This window comes from Lutibacter sp. (assembly GCF_041555395.1).
GTDB lineage: Bacteria > Bacteroidota > Bacteroidia > Flavobacteriales > Flavobacteriaceae > Lutibacter.
In genome coordinates this window covers 20,958-39,542 of the sequence record NZ_JBFFKM010000023.1, presented here as the reverse complement: position 1 = coordinate 39,542, position 18,585 = coordinate 20,958, and the positions used below count along the sequence as shown (strand labels likewise).

The 18,585-nt window shown below is 30.9% G+C and carries 22 protein-coding genes; 3 read left to right on the top strand and 19 right to left on the bottom strand.

The window, feature by feature from the left end; genetic code table 11:
• The 19 genes from ABY285_RS06835 to lysS all read right to left on the bottom strand — a co-directional run.
• Window positions 1–207, bottom strand: a 207-nt coding sequence (locus ABY285_RS06835; RefSeq protein ID WP_372768378.1) for a hypothetical protein, incomplete at its 3' end; no start/stop codon positions are given.
• A gap of 63 nt (window positions 208–270) precedes the next feature.
• Window positions 271–537, bottom strand: a complete 267-nt coding sequence (locus tag ABY285_RS06830) for a hypothetical protein (RefSeq protein WP_372768376.1) — start codon at window positions 535–537, stop codon at window positions 271–273.
• Between the two features lie 144 nt (window positions 538–681).
• The gene (locus tag ABY285_RS06825) at window positions 682–2,784 is read right to left on the bottom strand and encodes a M3 family metallopeptidase (RefSeq protein ID WP_372768380.1); all 2,103 of its coding nucleotides are present in this window, start codon (window positions 2,782–2,784) and stop codon (window positions 682–684) included.
• A gap of 254 nt (window positions 2,785–3,038) precedes the next feature.
• Window positions 3,039–3,443, bottom strand: coding sequence for a DUF3192 domain-containing protein (locus ABY285_RS06820; protein WP_372768374.1), 405 nt, complete (start codon window positions 3,441–3,443; stop codon window positions 3,039–3,041).
• A 320-nt stretch (window positions 3,444–3,763) separates the two neighbouring features.
• Window positions 3,764–3,970 carry a hypothetical protein gene (locus tag ABY285_RS06815; RefSeq protein WP_372768372.1) on the bottom strand — a complete coding sequence of 69 codons (207 nt, stop codon included), beginning with the start codon at window positions 3,968–3,970 and terminating at the stop codon, window positions 3,764–3,766.
• Window positions 3,971–4,000: 30 nt separating this feature from the next.
• Window positions 4,001–4,570 (bottom strand): hypothetical protein, encoded by a 570-nt coding sequence (locus tag ABY285_RS06810; RefSeq protein WP_372768370.1) that lies wholly within the window; start codon window positions 4,568–4,570, stop codon window positions 4,001–4,003.
• Window positions 4,571–4,669: 99 nt separating this feature from the next.
• Window positions 4,670–5,056: a hypothetical protein gene (locus ABY285_RS06805; protein ID WP_372768368.1), complete on the bottom strand. Its 387-nt coding sequence runs from the start codon at window positions 5,054–5,056 to the stop codon at window positions 4,670–4,672.
• Window positions 5,057–5,208: 152 nt separating this feature from the next.
• The gene (locus ABY285_RS06800; protein ID WP_372768366.1) at window positions 5,209–5,724 is read right to left on the bottom strand and encodes a hypothetical protein; all 516 of its coding nucleotides are present in this window, start codon (window positions 5,722–5,724) and stop codon (window positions 5,209–5,211) included.
• Between the two features lie 70 nt (window positions 5,725–5,794).
• Window positions 5,795–6,502, bottom strand: coding sequence for a GNA1162 family protein (locus ABY285_RS06795; protein ID WP_372768364.1), 708 nt, complete (start codon window positions 6,500–6,502; stop codon window positions 5,795–5,797).
• Window position 6,503: 1 nt separating this feature from the next.
• Window positions 6,504–6,848, bottom strand: coding sequence for a DUF4810 domain-containing protein (locus tag ABY285_RS06790; protein WP_372768362.1), 345 nt, complete (start codon window positions 6,846–6,848; stop codon window positions 6,504–6,506).
• Window positions 6,845–7,177 (bottom strand): hypothetical protein, encoded by a 333-nt coding sequence (locus tag ABY285_RS06785; protein WP_372768360.1) that lies wholly within the window; start codon window positions 7,175–7,177, stop codon window positions 6,845–6,847. The genes ABY285_RS06790 and ABY285_RS06785 overlap by 4 nt, the downstream gene beginning before the upstream one ends.
• Complete coding sequence (locus ABY285_RS06780) at window positions 7,177–8,103, bottom strand: CsgG/HfaB family protein (RefSeq protein ID WP_372768358.1); 927 nt, start codon at window positions 8,101–8,103, stop codon at window positions 7,177–7,179. The genes ABY285_RS06785 and ABY285_RS06780 overlap by 1 nt, the downstream gene beginning before the upstream one ends.
• A 38-nt stretch (window positions 8,104–8,141) precedes the next feature.
• A complete protein-coding gene (locus ABY285_RS06775; protein ID WP_372768356.1) occupies window positions 8,142–9,122 on the bottom strand; it encodes a DUF6624 domain-containing protein in 981 nt (326 codons plus the stop codon).
• Window positions 9,123–9,145: 23 nt separating this feature from the next.
• Window positions 9,146–9,622, bottom strand: coding sequence for a hypothetical protein (locus ABY285_RS06770; protein WP_372768354.1), 477 nt, complete (start codon window positions 9,620–9,622; stop codon window positions 9,146–9,148).
• A gap of 22 nt (window positions 9,623–9,644) precedes the next feature.
• A complete protein-coding gene (locus ABY285_RS06765) occupies window positions 9,645–10,103 on the bottom strand; it encodes a hypothetical protein (protein ID WP_372768352.1) in 459 nt (152 codons plus the stop codon).
• Between the two features lie 505 nt (window positions 10,104–10,608).
• Window positions 10,609–11,304, bottom strand: a complete 696-nt coding sequence (locus ABY285_RS06760; protein WP_372768350.1) for a LytR/AlgR family response regulator transcription factor — start codon at window positions 11,302–11,304, stop codon at window positions 10,609–10,611.
• Window positions 11,301–12,356, bottom strand: a complete 1,056-nt coding sequence (locus tag ABY285_RS06755; RefSeq protein ID WP_372768348.1) for a sensor histidine kinase — start codon at window positions 12,354–12,356, stop codon at window positions 11,301–11,303. Before ABY285_RS06755 ends, ABY285_RS06760 begins: the two co-directional genes overlap by 4 nt.
• Window positions 12,346–13,035, bottom strand: a complete 690-nt coding sequence (locus tag ABY285_RS06750) for a hypothetical protein (RefSeq protein WP_372768346.1) — start codon at window positions 13,033–13,035, stop codon at window positions 12,346–12,348. Before ABY285_RS06750 ends, ABY285_RS06755 begins: the two co-directional genes overlap by 11 nt.
• A gap of 276 nt (window positions 13,036–13,311) precedes the next feature.
• Complete coding sequence (gene lysS, locus ABY285_RS06745) at window positions 13,312–15,018, bottom strand: lysine--tRNA ligase (protein ID WP_372768344.1); 1,707 nt, start codon at window positions 15,016–15,018, stop codon at window positions 13,312–13,314.
• 412 nt (window positions 15,019–15,430) lie between these two features.
• On the opposite strand from lysS, the gene ABY285_RS06740 reads away from it, so the two are divergent.
• From ABY285_RS06740 to ABY285_RS06730, 3 genes are read left to right on the top strand one after another with little or no spacing between them, the layout of a single operon-like run.
• Entirely contained in the window at window positions 15,431–15,802 is a 372-nt protein-coding gene (locus ABY285_RS06740; RefSeq protein WP_372768342.1) for a BlaI/MecI/CopY family transcriptional regulator, read from the top strand.
• Entirely contained in the window at window positions 15,799–17,310 is a 1,512-nt protein-coding gene (locus ABY285_RS06735; protein ID WP_372768340.1) for a M56 family metallopeptidase, read from the top strand. The genes ABY285_RS06740 and ABY285_RS06735 overlap by 4 nt, the downstream gene beginning before the upstream one ends.
• A gap of 10 nt (window positions 17,311–17,320) precedes the next feature.
• Complete coding sequence (locus tag ABY285_RS06730; RefSeq protein ID WP_372768338.1) at window positions 17,321–18,577, top strand: tetratricopeptide repeat protein; 1,257 nt, start codon at window positions 17,321–17,323, stop codon at window positions 18,575–18,577.
• The last annotated feature ends 8 nt before the right edge of the window (window positions 18,578–18,585 follow it).

Genomic DNA, 18,585 nt, shown 5'->3' with positions numbered 1-18,585 from the left:
TTTAAATGCCGAAAGAGGAATCGTCCATTCTATAATATAATGATCTTCATGAATTTTAGTTTCTCCAAACCAGGTTGTATCCCAAGTAGTGTTAAATCCTCTAAGTTCAGTGCCTCCTCCAGAAATTAGAGCCTCTCGAAGTACCCCCAGCGGATTTGTTCCGAAGAAAAAAGCATTGGTGCCATCATTAAAAGTGTCAAAAATCAAACTTATATTATCATTTCCTGAAGCTCTGAAATCACGACGTAGAGATGGAATGATATAATTTTTTCACGAAGCATTTACTTTCATTCCAATGTATAAATTCTTGTTATCAAACAACATTTTAATTTCGGTTTGTTGTTTCGCTTGTATCGAGTCAGTTGGAAAATATTGCCAGAAATTAGATGAAGGTTCGGCCATACCCCAAGCGTCTTCATCTAAAACAGCATCAACAGTAATAGGTTCATTTATATATTTTACGTTTATGGTTTTACTTGTTTGTGAAAAACATATAGAAACAGAAAGAAAAGTAATAAGGATCGCTAATTTTTTCAATATAAGATGGTTAAAGATTTCAAAAAATAGAATAAAAATGCAATATTAATCAAGTCTAATTTAGTTTATTTTGGTTGAATTTTTTACACAAAAAAAGGAATTGCCTAGTTGCAATTCCTTTCATTATAATTATTGATTTTTGTTTTAATTTTCAGGAACAGGAAAACCACGATCTCGCATAAGAGCATCAATTGTGGCATCGCGTCCGCGAAATTGTCTGTAAGCTTCGGCAGGATCAACTGAATTTCTCGGTGCAAATAAATATTTTACCATTTTTGCAGCCAGTTCCTTATCATAAAATCCTCCTGGCGCTTCTTGAAAAGCTTCCGCTGCATCTGCGGTAAGCACATCAGCCCACATATAACCGTAATAGGCTGTTGCATAGCCTTCTCCTGAAAAAACATGGCCAAAGTGTGGCGTGCGATGGCGCATAACCAGTTCTTTAGGCATATTCATTGCCGCTAAAGTTTCTCTTTCAAAGGCATCTATATCAATATTTGCCGGGTCAGCCAAATGCAACTTCATATCCATAATGGCAGAAGCCAGATATTCTGTAGTGGAAAAACCCTGATTAAAGGTTGAAGCTTTTTTAATTTTGGCAACCAATGCAGCGGGAATCGCTTTACCTGTTTTGTAGTGAACCAAAAATTGATTTATTACTTTATCTGTAGATAGCCATCGCTCCAAAACCTGCGATTGAAATTCGGTGTAATCTCTTACACCACCATTAAGCATTGGATATCTTACTTCCGAAGAAAAGAAATGCAAGGCATGTCCAAACTCGTGTAAAAAAGTTGTTGCATCATCCCAAGACACCAAAACGGCTTCGCCTGGAGCTGGTTTTACAAAATTAGAATTGTTAGAGCCTAAAACGGTCTTTTTGCCGTCGAATGTGGAATAATCTCTATAGGTTGTTGCCCAGGCACCAGATCGTTTTCCTTGTCGTGCAAAAGGATCTAAATACCACAATCCAATATGTTCTCCAGTTGATTTGTTGGTTACTTCCCAAACTTTTACATCTTTATGAAACACAGGAACTGTGCCATCTGGTACTGGCGTAAATTTAAAATTAAACACTTCACCTGCAACAAAAAACAAAGCTTGCGTCAATTTATCCAATTGAAGGTATTGTTTAACTTCATTAGAATCCAAATCGTATTTTTCTTTTCTGACCTTTTCTGCATAATAGCGGTAATCCCAAGGCGCTATAGTTAGGTTGTCATTATTTTTGTTGGCAACAGCCTGCATATCTGCAACTTCTTCTTTAACTCTTGCAATAGCAGATGGCCAAACTGCATCCATAAGTGCTATAGCATTTTCAGGCGTTTTTGCCATTCTGTTTTGTAAACGCCAATCAGCGTAATTATCAAAACCTAAAAGTGCCACACGTTCTTTTCTTAGCTTTAAAATTTTGGCTATATTTTCGTTATTATCAAATTGATCTCCATTGTCACAGCGTGAATAATAGTTTTTCCAAACTTTTTCACGCAAGGTTCTTTCGTTAGAATAGGTTAAGAACGGATCCATGGAGGATCTCGTGTTTGTAATGGCATATTCACCTTCATGGCCTTTGTCAGTAGCAGTTTTGGCGGCAGCTTTAATCATGGAGTCGGATAAACCACTTAACTGATTTTTGGTTAAATAAACCACATAGTTTTCTTCATCAGCCAGAATATTATTAGAGAAATTGGTGTATAAAGTAGAGAGTTCTTTATTAATGTCTGCATATCGTGCTTTTTTCTCCTCATTTAATTCGGCGCCATCCATGGCGAATCTTTCATAAATAAGCTGGGTTGTCCTTTGCTGATCTGCTTCTAGCGGATTTTTCAACGAACTTTCATAAACCGTTTTAATTCTTTCGAATAACTTTTTGTTTTGAGAAATTTTTGAATGAAACTCTGATAATATTGGCGCCATCTCTCCCTGAATTTTCCTAAATTCCGGAGAAGACAAGTTGCTGCTCCAAATGCCATAGTATTTTTGAACCCTATCAAGAACTTCTCCCGATTTTTCCATCCTAACAATGGTATTTTCAAATGTTGGCAAATCAGCATTATTTGTGATCGCATCAATTTCTTCAAGATTTAAACCCATGCCTTTTTCTAAAGCAGGTTTAATATCCTGGATGTTCATTTTGTCAAAAGAAGGAACACCTCCGTAAGGACCTGTCCATTTTTCTAATAACACGTTGTTGTTTTGCATAGAAGCTTCTTTTTCTTTGTTTTGCGTACAGGCTGTTGAAACCATTAAAGTGCAAAAAATAATTGACTTTAATGTTCTGGCCAAAAAATATTTATTCATAATTAGGTTGAATTTTTTGAAAAGCTCTTTTTTATCAAAGAGCTAAATTGTTATTACTCCCAAATTTAATTATAAATGTGCAATAATTTTGAGTCTAATCATAGTTTATATTCATTTTAAAGAAACGCTAAAGGTCTTTATTATTTAGGGGATTATACTATTTGATTAATAATTGAAGCGTATTTTTAATAGGTTATTGATTAAAAACGAATTTGTTCTGTTCTCATAAAAGTTAAATAGAATTTAGTTCCCTTTCCTGCTACGCTGTCATTTTTAATGACAATTGGCGTGCATTCCGACTTTGAAACAATGCCATCCTGATTTTTAGGCGTTGAGAAATACCATAAAATTTTTATTTCATTTTTAGCCTTATCATTAGTTTCTTGTATGATTTCTGGCTGTTTAAATAATTGACTCAAAGGTTTCATTTTTCCTACTTTTGGGACTTTCACCAAAATAGGAGGACCCATAATCTCTTTCACTTCAATCAGACTAATCCCTTTCTCTAAAGAAGAAATTTTGGTGTTTTGTTCGGTTAGAAATACACTAAAAGTTGGGTAGTTTTTTTCAAGAGTTTCTTGTGAGTGCAAAGCGCTTGTAAACATAAAGAAAATTAAGATATTCTGGACAAAAACTCTTTTCATAAGAGCAATATACGAAAAAACCTAAAAATTAATGATGCAAATTAGTTGTAAATATTGTAGCAAGGCCAAATTAAAGAATTGATTATTTTGTGTTCAAAAAAAATGATATGATTTGTTTTAATCTGATGATAAATAGAAAAGTGAAACAAAAAGGAATCACATTGCTGCAATTCCTTTTCCAGTTTTAAGATTTTTGTTTTGAATTGTTATTTACTATTTGAAAAATGCAGTTTTAGAATGAATAATAATAATAATAATATTCTAGCAATTACAAAAATCTACTAATCCCAACTAAAACTAGTTGTTCTTCCTTCTTTCCCAGGTATTTTACTGTGATATCCGGTTACTGTAAAGGTTTTAGAATTATGGTACTTGTTACTTAAAGTAAAAGTCATTGTTGAATCATTAACCCATTGATAGTTTGCCTTTTCATACGTATTTAATTCAACAGTATGGGCTTCGTACCCTTTTAACTCACCGTTGTACATGATGCAAGAATATAATATATGATTTTATCTTCATTTGATACATATTTCTTTTAGTTTGGGCAGCTCTTTTGCATAGTTTTCTACGTCTCCTTTAATGAGCGCTTTTTTCTTTATAGAACCAATTCCCGTACCAATGCCACCGCCTATGACACCATAGGTAAAGGTTGTGCCAATTGTAACAGCACCTCGCGCAACACCCATTGTAATAATATCCCCAGGATTTGAAGAATCTAATTCCGGATCTAAATCTGCAGTAAGACCAACTATAATTCCAAATAGAGCCCCTCCTATAGCACCTTTGCCAAGCCCTCTTTTGACATTCCCCTCTCTTCTCCACTTAATAAGATCTATATTTTTTGAATCTATGGTAATCATGTTTGTCGTGTCTAAACTTAAATTGTCAATTAAATTAATGGATGTCCCATTGACACTGTACAAATATCCTTTGATTACTGCTGATTTATCCATGGGTTTGACCCATATTTTATAGATTTTATTATTTTTTGATGCTTTTTGGGCATACAATATAGGGGGGAAGAATAATAGAATCGCAAATAGAATTACTGATATTTTTTGTTTTGTAGGCGACGATGTTATCATTTTTTACAGATTTTCCTGAAGAATTTTATCATTGGTTCGTTGTTTGGTCATAATGAATGCTAATGGGTTTTTATAAAATTCTAGCAATTCCAAAATCTACTATTCCCATGCCAAAGCAGTAGTTCCTGCATAGCCAGTTACTTTAAAAGTTTTTGAATTGCGGTACTCATTACTTAAAGTAAAAGTCATTGTTGAATCATTAACCCATTGGTAGTTTGCCTTGTCATAAGTATTTAATTCAGTAGCATAAATTTGGTATCCTTTTAACTCACCATTTTCAATTCTATACATGATGCAAGAATATATGATACGATTTTCGTCTTGAGATATAAATAATTCAACATCTTTGTCTTTATGTAAATCAGCAGTTGGACTTAGCTTGTTTATAGCATTATCGTATTGAATTAAAGATATTGTTTTCCCGTGGTTCGATTTTCCACATGCACACAATAAAATTATCAGAATAAAAAAAGAGATTGTTTTCATGTTATTTTTTTTAAGGTTTTAAATTCTTTTAATGTTCAATAATTTTATGGTTAAAATAGCCATTCAATACCAAATTTTAAATCTACTAAATAATTGAACCCCATTTAATTTAAGTGACTCATAAAATGCATTTTATTTATTGTTGACGGCTGTTATTTTGTGACCAATGTCCATTTATTCATAGTGTTGAATTTTCTTTTTATTAGGCGTGGACTTGACATTATTATACCAACACCAAAAAGTACAGCACTAGCCTCAATTAAATCTAGTGCATCTTCTGGCGTTTCCGTAATTAGTAAAACTGGAGACGCAGACAATCCTATTAGTCCAATATATGCAATAATACCTCCAACTGGTACAGTTTTTTTATTCATTAATTTTTTTGTTAATTGGCTGACTGATTTAATTTGTACATTAACTGTATCAGATTTTACATATTTTTCATAAGTTGCTACTCTAAATGAACTGTCGGTTACGGATATTATCCGTCCCGTTACCCAAGTCGAGTCTGAAGTTTTAAAAGTTAAAATTGATTTCCTTTTTAATTTTTTTAGATGGCCAGTCTCATTATTTTTTAAGTAGATATTCTGCTGAGCATTAGTCATACATATTGGAATTAAAATCAGAATGCAAGTAATTATTAGTTTCATGATTTTTGTTTTTTTCATTACTTATGTTTTGCCTCCAAAGTGTTTGCCGATAATTAGGAATCTACTTACTAACGAAAATCACCTAAAACTATTCTTCTTCTTTTGAATTTAGCGTCACATTAAATTCCTTTAAACCGGAAGGTGACGTACTATCAATATCATGGTTTGGACTGTATTTTCCGGCAGGTAAATCTTTAAACACATAATAATTGCAGGACCGTGCCACCTTAATATATTTAATTGTTGCCGTATTTAAAGCTGAAAGCGTCATATCTGCTATAAAGCCCATAACTCCTCCCCCTTTTGTTGATACAGAAGCGTCATAATTTATCTGGCCTCTTCTTGTGAAAATAATCTCATCGGTCTTAGTAGACCTAAAAACATATTCCACGTCAACTACAACCAATGCAGCCAATGACGATTTATCCCAGGAATGAATAATTGTAAATAATACCATATCTGCACCAAACACTTCCTCAAACTTCTTTAAAGGCGTATATAAAAATAATTCTGCATCATAAGCACTTTCTTTTTTTAAAATTTCCATTGATAAAAACGGCGGAATTACATAGTAACCTGCATTTGCAATAGGAATATATAATGTTGTATGAAAATATTCTTTTGCATCTACATAAGTACTTCTGTTAATTGGAGGCATTATTAAAACCGTTAAAGGTTTTTCATCGTACATTTCTTTATACGAATCATACTTCGTTGTTTGAGTGGGCTTAATCACTGAAGAACAGCTTGTTAATACGGCGATTGCTGCCACTAATATTAATTTTGACTTTTTCATTTTATTCTAGCATTGAGTAAATTTTGTTAATAAATATTTTTGACTCAGGATATAATTCAATTTCTTTTTGAAGCATTAATTTCCCCTCTTCAACCCTGTTTGCTTGTATTAAAACAAAACCATAATCAGCATAAATACCTGGAGGAACCAACCCTCTTGTCCCATTTTGATTGCTAATTATTTTTTTATACTCTTCAATTAAGTCGTTGGTAGAACTTTCATTATTGTTTTTTACATATTTATAACCTGTGTCCTCATATTTATTCCACGTATATAATGACTTTTTTTTAGCTGAACAAGATGCCAACAGCGATGTAATCAGTATTAAGAAAATTATATTTTTCATGGCAATACTATTTTTTTAGATTCTTGAGCGGACATAAATAAATGTTTCCTATAAATTACCTCATTATTATATGACACAGTTACGAGTTGATTGCCTGTTGAGATTTCATAAACTTTTCCTCTCATCTTATTTCTATTGTCTTCTAACACATCAGCTTTAAATGATATTTTATCGCCGATTAACACGTCAACACCTCCTGAATAATTATCAGGATTCCCAATAAATTCCAAAAAAGAGACGCTTTCTATACCTTGTGAAGATGTTTTAATTCCACCACAACTTGCAATGAACAAAAAACCTATTACTAAAATAAACAGTGATTTTTTCATTATTTTATCTCTTTTATATAATAATTATTTAAGTTTTGGGGTTCCATATTTCCTTCAATAAATGAAACCATTGCAAATTCATTTTGCGGGTTGTCACCTTCCAGTAAATCAATTCTTATTTTACCTACTGTCTTGCCCGCCAACTCTATCATCATTCCGGTTTGTGGATTCTTCACGCTTTTGCCTTTTTGAACCACATCATACACATCTCCAACTTTTAAACCTTGGCTTTTGCCGCCAGAGATAATAATGCCATTTTCGTCATTTGAAAGAATATATGATTTCCATGGCCTATCCATGCAATTATTAATAATGTTCTCAACCAATTGAGAAATGGCAGCAGAAATTGCCTTATCGCTAAGTGTTGCATCATAATCTGTACGCTCCCCAAATCCCATAACGGTTTTATTGGCCGTTTCAGCTTCGCCTTTAGCCTCTTCAGAATAAATAATCTGTCCCGTTGAAACATCTACCAATCGTATACTTACGCCAGCCTGAACGGTTTGGGTTTTACTTCTTGAAAAGACTTTAAGTTTACCAACGTTTTTTCGACCAAATTCAGTAATTGAACCAATTATTAAATAATCAGCACCAACCTTCTGGTAATTTTCGTTTTCGGCATAATCTATTTCGGATATTATTTTATCCAAATCTTGACGTTCCAATAAAATAAACTTGTCGGAAGCGGCTAATTTGGTAGATAAAATATCAACTGTTTGTTTGCCTAATGGATCATTTTCTTTATCATAAAATAAACCCTTCGCATACTGTGTTTCATTAGAGAAACGGGCAATTGCAACTTTACGCTTTAATACCTGTTCTTCTATCTTTATTTCCTGAATTTGAGGCTCAACTTTTTCAACTTTCATTTGTGCCGAAACGTTAAATATGATTAGTAGAATCGCCAATTTTACGAGTGTTTTCATAATATAGAATTTATTTAAAGTGTTATTTTTAGCCTTTGTTATTTTTTAGTCCTTGTTAAATCATATTCTTTCATTCTCTTTTTAAATTTCTCAATATCCCATACTAAATCAAAATGGTTCAGATATTCTGATAATGGCATCAGTCCAACTTCTTCTCTTCGTTTATCAACATTATCAGGGTCAATCATGGGTGACAGTATATATTCATTTGTTATCATATCTGTTCCAATCTGACTTCCGTAAACCTGCTTTTCTCCTTGTGCTAACAAAACTCTATCTTCCATTAAAGCCAGATGACTAGCTTGTGCTTTCCCGTTATTTACGGCTTCCCTAAACATAGGTAGATATTTAAGCTGTGTTTCAGTTTTAGCATGTTGAATTACTAAAAATAGTGTTGAATTTCCCTTTTCTCCAACAATGTCAGTACCTAACCATCCATATTCAGTAAGTATTTTTTCAACTTTTATTAAATTAATTGAATCTTTCGCAATTATTATTTTCCGGAAATCTTGCACTTCTTCTGATTCCCATCCGTATTTATTTATAAGTTCCTCTCCTTCAGCACGGTATTTTTGGTCATCATTGTAGATTGTGTCTAAAATTGACACAAGAAGTTTGTTGTAGTTTGCCTCAACTTTTTCTTTGTTTGCTTTAACAAATTCAATTATTTCCCTCCATCTTTTATCCGAATATAAAGATGTCAAATCAGTATCTGTTGAAATATGGTTGTAATTTATATAATTATCATATTTTACAATTTTAAACAACTGGACAAAAGCAGAATCAATTTTATTTGCCAATGCCCACGAGCAAGCTGCATTATATCTATCAGATGATTTTCCTTTATTATTCAATGCGACAAAAGCCTCTGAATATTTTTCTGCTGATTTTAAATATTCTCTGGTTTCATAAAGTTTCCATGCTTCGTTAATCAACTCTGAATATTTTTCATTTTCTTGTCCTAATGAAAGGTTAAAGATTAGAAATCCAATAATGGTTAATAAAATTCTTTGTTTCATTGTTGTATTATTAAGTTAATTGTTTAATCACATATTACTAAACTACTTAAATTTACTGAGGATTTATTAAATGTATAAATATCAACTTCATCCAACACTCCGTTTATATAATATTCATCTCTATAAGTAATTTTCCCATTTGAATAGGTATAAGTGGAAATTCCATGATTGATACCACCCACATATCCAGTTCTATATTTTAGGATATTTTTAGAATGTTCTATTAAAGTAATTTGTTCAACACTTGAAGACTGAGTAGAGAAGTAACATCCTCCATCATATGTGTCGTAAACAATCCAAGGGTTACTTGTGTTGTTCTGAAATTTAAGATAGGTTCCCAACCATCCTATGTTCTCCCAAGCAGTCCCCTCTTGACATTCCAGGAAAACTTGACAAGAATTATCGTCATCATCAGAACCTCCACACCCGCTGAAGGTAAAAATGAAACAAGAAAGAATTAAAATAGTATAAAATTTATTTGTAAGTCGAATTGATTTCATGGCTTTAATTTGTTTATAAAAATTAATTACAGATTGTAACTGAACTTAAATTTTTAGTCGATTTTGCAAATGTGCCTGTGTCAATATCCTCAACACCATTCTCTGTGTATACTTCACGAATAGAAAGTACTTCGTTTAAAATTGAAAACGTGAGAACTTCAAATGAATCATCAAAATCATTCATTTGTTTAATTTTTAGTGTGCTTTTAGAATTCTCCATAATTACAAAATTTGTTTCACTGATTGATGTGTAATAATAGCAATCCCCTTCAGGTAAATAAATTTCAACAGGGTTATTTTGATTATTATTTACTTTGATATACATAAAAAGATCTATTTGCCCTTCCCATATAGTCCCGTCCTGACATTCTAAAAAAGTAGAACAGGATTTATCATCTGAACTACATCCATTGATTGTTAACATCAAACTGAATAAAATAAAAAAAGTAAAAAGTCTTGGTATTCGTTGTATTGTTTCCATAATCTAAATTTTTAAAGATTAAAGAGGAGACATTTAAGTCAACTTGGTTAAGTTAAAAATATCTCTTCAAAAATAATTTGATTAATTATTTCAATAAATACTTACAGTCAAGCGGAGTCAAAGAAAGTTTTATTATTTATGTAATATAAGTTGCATAAATAACGCGACTTAAATTTACTAATTAAAGTTATAAGAAAAACCTACATGTAAAATTTATAACGGTTCTAAATAACAGACTACTAAGGTATTAATTGCGTTTTTTAATTCTGGCTAAATGCCAAGTTTAAAAATAAAACGCCAAGCAATGTGAATAGCATTCTTTGTTTCATAGTTTTTTTTTAAGTTAATTATTTAATTACTTGATATTAAATGTAATAAAATAAGTTCTAAAAAGTTAAAATTATTCGATGAACGAGGTGTTTATCTCGACAAACAATATTTTTTAATAAGTATGAAAGAGGAAACTTTATACGTGAAGACTATATTTGAGAGTATAATAGAAAAGTTACTTATGATTAAGTGACTTTAAAAATTCTGCTTTGAATTTTTGCCCTATGGGAATTAAATGTTTATTAATTGCTATTTGATTTCCTTGAATAGTGTTTATTTTCTCCAGGTTTGTGGCAAAAGATTTATGTGAGCGTATAAATTTATTTTTTGGCAACATCTCTAAGATATTTGCAAAAGTATTGTTAGTCAAAATATATTTATCTTCAACATAAATTTTTACATAATCGCCATAGGCTTCAATAAACAAAATGTCATTTGAAGAAATTTTATGAGTTATTTTATTCGATTTAATCAATATAGAATGATTTTCTTTTGTGCCGTTTTCAATTGGAAATTTTTTCTCTAAAACCCTATTTGCGGCTATAAAGAATCGTTCAAAAGAAAAGGGTTTCAATAAAAAATCAATGGCGTTTACTTCAAAACCATCAACAGCATATTGGGAATATGCCGTTGTAAAAATTACATCAGGTGGATTTTGCAGCGATTTGTAAAATGTTAAACCTGATATTTTAGGCATATTTATGTCTAAAAATAGCAAGTCAATAGTATTGTTGTTTTTTAATTCGTGCAAAGCTTCAATAGCATTGTTAAAAACACCAGATAAATGTAAAAAATCTACATCTGAAATATATTTTTCTAAAACTCTTTGAGAAGTAGGCTCGTCGTCTATTATTAAACAGTTAATCTTCATTTTATAAATAGTTTTAATGAAACTATAAATGCTGTTTCTGTTTTAGTTATTTCAAATAAATGAGCATCAGGATATATAATGTCTAAATTTTTTTTGATATTTCCAATGCCTAACCCCGAATGTTCTTTATCTGAAATAACTATATTTTTAACGTAATTGTTTTCAATAAAAAAATGAAACTCATTATTGTTTTGTGTAATGTTTAAATTTATAAATGTATTTTCAATATCGCCTTTAATTCCATGTTTGAAACTATTTTCTATTAAAGGTAATAGAAGCATTGGATAAATAAGGTAATCATCATCAATTATATTATAAGTGAAATTTATTTTATCGGAAACTTGATGTCTGAATTTTTGAAATTCAATATAATTGTTAAGTAATATGATTTCGTTTTTTAACGTAACTCTTTCTGTATTTGAATCATAAATCACATATCTTAAAATATCGGACAATTGCACAATTGCTTTTGTTGTTTCTTTTTTCTTTTCTAAAGCCAACGCAAAAATTACGTTTAAGGAATTAAATAAAAAATGTGGATTTATTTGAGAACGCAAAGCTGTCAATTGTGTTTCAATTTGTTGCTTTTCAAGCTTTAACCTTTTATTCTCAATACTGTTAAAATAGATCCAATCTTCAGATAGTTTTATAAGTGTAGTGCCTATTAAAAAGACACTAAAAATGAATATTAATTTTGTGCTGGAATGGTATGATATAAAATAATAATCAGGGAATATATAATCAATAACATAATCAAAAAACCAAATATTTAATTGGGTAAATAAAATGATAGTTGAAATAAACGCAATAACAAAAAGTAGGTATTTTTCTCGTTTTAAAAAATAAGGAATTAGAATGTATAAGTTAAGAAGTACTGGAATTATAATGGTAGTTAAAAAAGCACTCGTATAAATAAAATCAATTTTTTTAGGATTGGAATCTTCAGAAAATATAAGTAACAAAATTGTAAAAGAGCAAAACCACAACACACCATTAAATAGAAGGGCGTTGTGATTATTGCCATTAACTGATTGCAATTTGCTATTTTTCATTGACTCTTTTTAAGTGAAACTCCACATCTGTATTCCATTTGTCTTCATCTTTAGAATCCATATATTTTTTTATGAATTTTTCTAATTCTTCAGAAGATGCTGTTAATAAGGTGGTTTCTGTAAATCCAACTTCCTCATGTTTAATTTTTATTTTATCTTCGTCAAGAAGCTCTGCTAACTTCTCTGAAGAGAACCATTTAACGCTTATTTCATCTGTAGAAGTAATATCAAACTTTGCCAAAGTATGCACTCCAATTAAATGCATTTGATACAGAATATTATCTAATTCATCACTTTCTTTATCTTCATAAGGTGTAAAATCAAGAAATAACTGATTGTTAATTTTAAAAGGCATTACTAAAAAACTTGTTTTGGTATTGTCTTTTTCAAGATACACCATATATCCATTTTTGTACTTGTTGTAAATTTTATTTTCGCTCTCATTAAATTCAGCAGGGCTTTTGAATTCATTATCTTTTTTCATTTCTTTCAAAAATGCCTCTTGATAAGGGAGTACTTTCCATTTGCCATTATCAGTATCTTCCCAAGTACCAATAAATTTTTTTTCAAAATAAATGGAACCGTTTGTGTAAAAAGGAAATAAGGATTTTACAACACAAGAGTTTAATAATAAAAATACCAGGGATAAAATAAAAATTTTTGGTTTTAAAGTTTTCATGATACTCAAATTTAATTATTTGATATCAAAACAATACTAATAATTAGTGAAAAACAAAAATATTCGTTGAGTATGATGTTTTTAACGTTAAACAATGCGTTTTTTAAGATTTAAAGTTAAGAAATAATTGAGAATAATGTTTGTGATGAATTGACAATCAAGAATAAGATAACACAAAGTGCAAACCATTATTTAATTAAATAAAAAAGGAAGTACAATTAAGTAATTCCTTTTTTATAATGAGATTCTGAAACAAGTTCAAAATGACGTATTTAGTTATTTTCCCAACTCAACAAACAAACCTTCATCGGTATTATTTATTTTAGCTAAGTTCTTTTTAGTTAAATCTTTAATGGTTTTATCCCATTTTTTATTGCTTAAACCACTTTGGGTTTTCAAGTCGTTTAATAGGATAGGGGAGTTGGCTTTTAAAATGTTGAAAACTGATTTTTCATCTTCATTTAAAATAATTGCCTGTGCGGCTCGCACCTCTGGTCTCATTTGCGGAAAGAAAAGCACTTCTTGAATTGAGCTATTATTAGTCATAAACATCACCAAACGGTCAATCCCAATGCCAATTCCCGATGTTGGTGGCATTCCGTATTCCAGTGCGCGTAAAAAGTCTTGGTCAATAAACATCGCTTCGTCATCACCTTTTTCTGTCAATTTCAACTGCTCTTCAAAACGTTCGCGTTGTTCAATCGGGTCGTTTAACTCAGAATAGGCATTTGCCAATTCTTTTCCGTTAACCATCAATTCGAAACGCTCGGTTAACGCCGGATTTGAACGGTGTTCTTTGGTAAGCGGACTCATTTCTTTCGGGTAATCGGTTATAAATGTTGGCTGAATATAATGGTGTTCACATGTTGAACCAAACAATTCATCAATCAATTTGCCAACGCCCATGGTTTCATCAACGGCAACACCTACTTTTTTACAAACTTCTTTCAATGCATTTTCATCCATTCCGGAAACATCAAAACCTGTATGTATTTTTATGGCTTCCAAAATTGGCACTCTTGGATAAGGCGCTTTAAAACTTACGATATTTTCGCCAATTTGAACTTCTGTTGTTCCATTAGAATCTATGGCAACTTTTTCCAATAATTCTTCCGTCATATTCATCATCCAATGGTAATCTTTGTAGGCAACATACAATTCCATTACGGTAAATTCCGGATTATGGGTTCTGTCCATTCCTTCATTTCTGAAATCTTTGGAGAATTCATAGACGGCATCAAATCCGCCAACAATCAATCGTTTTAAATACAATTCGTTGGCAATTCGCAAATACAATGGCATATCTAATGCATTGTGATGGGTTTTAAAAGGTCGAGCGGCTGCACCTCCTGGAATTGGCTGCAATATTGGCGTTTCAACTTCCAAATAATCGCGTTTGTTGAAGAAATCACGGATTGAATTCGTGATTTTTGTGCGTTTTATAAATGTTTCTTTTACGTGATCGTTTACAATTAAATCCACATAGCGCTGTCGGTATCTTAATTCGGCATCAGAAAAAGCATCGTGTACTTTTCCGTCGGCATCGGTTTTAACCACTGGCAACGGACGCAAACTTTTGGAAAGAATGGTTAGCTCTTTTACATGAATCGATTCTTCGCCAACTTTCGTTTTAAAAACTTCTCCTTTTATGCCAATAATATCGCCCATATCCAATAATTTTTTGAATACGGTGTTGTACATGGTTCCTTCATCATCAGAGGAAATTTCGTCGCGGTTTATGTAAAGTTGCATTCTTCCGCTGGCATCTTTTAACTCGGCAAAAGAAGCCTTCCCCATAATTCTGCGACTCATCATTCTTCCTGCCAAAACAACTTCTTTACCTTCAAAAGTCTCAAAGTTTTCCAAGATTTCCTTTATGGTTGCCGTGGTTTTAAATTCTTCTGCCGGATAAGGATTTATACCCAATTCACGTAACTTTTGTAAGGATTCTCTTCTTATTATTTCAAGTGGCGATAACTGCATTTTAAGGTGTTTTATAATTACTTCTTTTTGATAAGGTGCAAAGATACAATCAATTCAGAAAAATAGGCAATTTAGAAAGAAAAAGTGTTTGGAATTTGAAATCCAATAAAAATATAATATATTTGCGTATCGCTGTGTTGGCGATTAGTTGTGTTGTTTTGGCGTTTTTAACGTCAAGATTTTTTAAAACCAATGGAAAGCTTCCCGAAACCCGGGACGCTTTTTTTATTTTATATCACTTTATATTTATTATGAAATATAAAGAAGACTACTTTTTTTTCAAAAAAATGTAGTGATATATAGATAATTTAATCTTAGATTTTATCTTTTAATTATTTTTTCAACTAAAAAATTAGTTTAAACTAAATATTTAGTTATATTTGTATTGTTGAACTAAATACTTAGTTATAAAATGGAAATACAATTAACAAAAGCAGAAGAGCAATTTATGCAGGTTTTATGGGAGTTGGAAGAGGCTTCGGTACAAGATATTATAGATAAGTTGCCTGAACCAAAACCTGCCTATAATACGGTTTCTACTATCATCAGAATTTTGGAAAATAAGAATTTTGTTTCACACAAAGCAAAGGGAAGAGGATATATTTATTTTCCTTTAGTTTCAAAAACGATTTATAGCAACCAGAGTTTACAAAAAATTGTAGACGGTTATTTTGGAGGCTCGTTTAAAAGTATGGTTTCTTTTTTTGTAAATAAGAATGAAGTGGACTTAAAAGAATTAGATACCATATTAAAAATTATTAACGATAAAAAGACACAGAGATGATCAATTACATAATTCAACTGCTGCTTTTTCAAACCTTGTTTTTGGCTGTTTACGATTTGTTTTTACAAAAGGAAACATTCTTTAAATGGAACAGAATTTATTTGTTGGTGACGCCAATGTTGTCTTTTATTATTCCATTGCTGAAGCTTGAAAGTTTTCGGCAAACGGTTCCGCAGGATTATATGGTGTATTTGCCGGAAGTTGTTATAAATCCGCAAGTTTTAATCGAAAAAAGCTCCTCCCTTGAGATTATATTTGGCGCTGCAAGCATTATTTTTTATGTGGGAATTGGCTTGTTTTTTATCTTATTTTTAATTCGATTGACCAAAATATTAAAACTAATATTCAGTAGTAAAAGCATAAAAAAGGACAATTATACATTAATTGTTCTAGATGAAAAACAATCAGCTTTTTCATTTTTCAACTATATTTTTATCAACAATAATTTATTGGAAAATCAGGATTTACAAATAATTCAACATGAATTGATTCATTGCAAACACCGACACTCTTTGGATTTACTCTATTTTGAATTGTTGAAAATTGTGCTGTGGTTTAACCCAATGGTGTATGTATATCAAAAGCGGATTACCTTATTACACGAATACATTTCGGATGCCGAGGTGGTTAAAGAAACTGATAAAATAGAGTATTTCAGTAAGTTATTGGCAGAAACTTTTAATGTGGAAAATATTTCCTTCATCAATCAATTTTTTAAACATTCATTAATTAAAAAAAGAATCGTTATGATCACAAAAGAAAAATCACAAAAAATTAAACAACTAAAGTATTTATTGGTGGCGCCTTTATTGTTAAGTATGTTATTGCTAAGCTCATTTGAAAGTAATTCAATTGAAAATTTAAAAAACATTCCTTTAGGCAATGACACTTTTTTTAAAGAAGATACTGCAGCACTAAAAACACTTGATTCAATAAAACAAGAGAATGTGGTGCCGTTTGCGCTTATTGAAAACGCACCTGTTTTTCCTGATTGTGTAGGAGATGAAGAAAAATTAAGAACTTGTTTGCAAGAAAAAATCGCAAATCATGTAAGCGCTAATTTCAATCCAGGATTAGCAAAAGAACTTGGTTTAAAAACGGGACTTAAGAAAGTTTTCGTCATGTTTATAATTGATGACGAAGGCAATATTATCGATGTTCAGGCAAAAGCGCCTCATAAGAAGTTAGAGGAAGAAGCTATAAGAGTAATAAATAGTTTGCCTAAAATGACTCCTGGAATAAATAAAGGAAAAATGGTAGGCGTAAAATATAGTTTGCCTATTGCTTTTATGGTTGAAGGCGAAAAACAAGAGGGTATAGACGCAAATAATGAATCAAAAGTAAATCCACTTTATATTTTAGATGGAAAAGAAATTTCAAAAGAAGAATTAAACAAAATTGATGCTAAAATTATCAAAAGTATGAATGTTATTAAAGGTGAAGAAGCTCTTAAAAAATATGGTGATAAAGGTAAAAATGGAGTTGTTGAAATAGTAATAAAACAATAATTAAATTTCTATGAAAAGGATTTTAAGTTTATTGTTACTTTTAATAGTTGTAATAAAAACCGAAGCGCAATCTTCGGTTTTTGTAGTTGTAGATAGTTTGTTGGTGAAAGGAAACTATCAAATGGCATTGACTTTGTTAGAGAACGCAGTCCCTAAAACTTTTTTGATATTTGAAAGATCGGCTAGCATTTATCAATCTATTGGTAGTGATACGAAAGCATTAGAGTGTTTAAACAAAGCCTTGGAAATTGGCACTAATGAATCGATAAAAGTTAAATTAGCACAATTGTTTGTGTCGGCAGGATTTTCATCTAAAGCTGTTGAAGTATACGAAACACTCATAGAAAAAGACACTTCAAATTTATTGGCCGCCAATAGTTTAGGCAAATTATATTTGTCACTAAACCAGGCGGAAAAAGCAGAAAAAATATACCGTTATTTAATGAAAACTGATATGGTTAACCCTAATTATCCATATCAATTAGCCGAATCTTTAGAAAAACAAAATAATCATTTACAAATGGGGCAGAGCTATTTAGATGCCTATAATTTAGACACACTGCATATTAAAAGTATTTATGGATTGGCTAAATTTTTTAAGGCATTGAAGTTTAAAGACTCCACTTCCTTATTTATTGATAAAGGTTTAAAAATAGATTCAAATAATATTAATTTTAATCAATTGAAAGCAAATGAGTTGTATTTTTTAAAGGATTTTAATGGTGCATTAGCCTATTTAAAAAAATTAGACAGTTTAAATTATAGATCTGTTCAAACCTATGAAATGTTCGGCATGTGTTATTATAATTTGAAAGATTTTGAACTAGCCGAAACCTATTTTAGAAATGCTTTAAATCTTGACCCCAATGACTCTCAAATCCTATATCGTTTAGGTAGCTTGTATTATGACAAAAAGGATAATAAAATGGCATCATTATATTTACGTAGATCAATTTCGAGTGCAAAACCAGATTTAGATCAACATTATTATTTGCTTGGAATTATTTCAAAGGAAGAAAATAACTTGAAATCAGCTATTGATAATTTTGAGAAATCTTATGAAAATAATTATAAAAATCATAAAGCACTATTTGAGTTGGCTGTAACTTCTGAAGTCTATTTTAAAGATAAAAAAATTGCATTAAAACATTATCAAAATTATTTGGATAGATTAAAAAGCTATGATAAAATTATGGCTGCTTATGCTGAAGGCAGAATTAAAGAAATAAAAAAACAATTCTTTATTGATGGTGTAATTGTTGACTAACAGAAAAT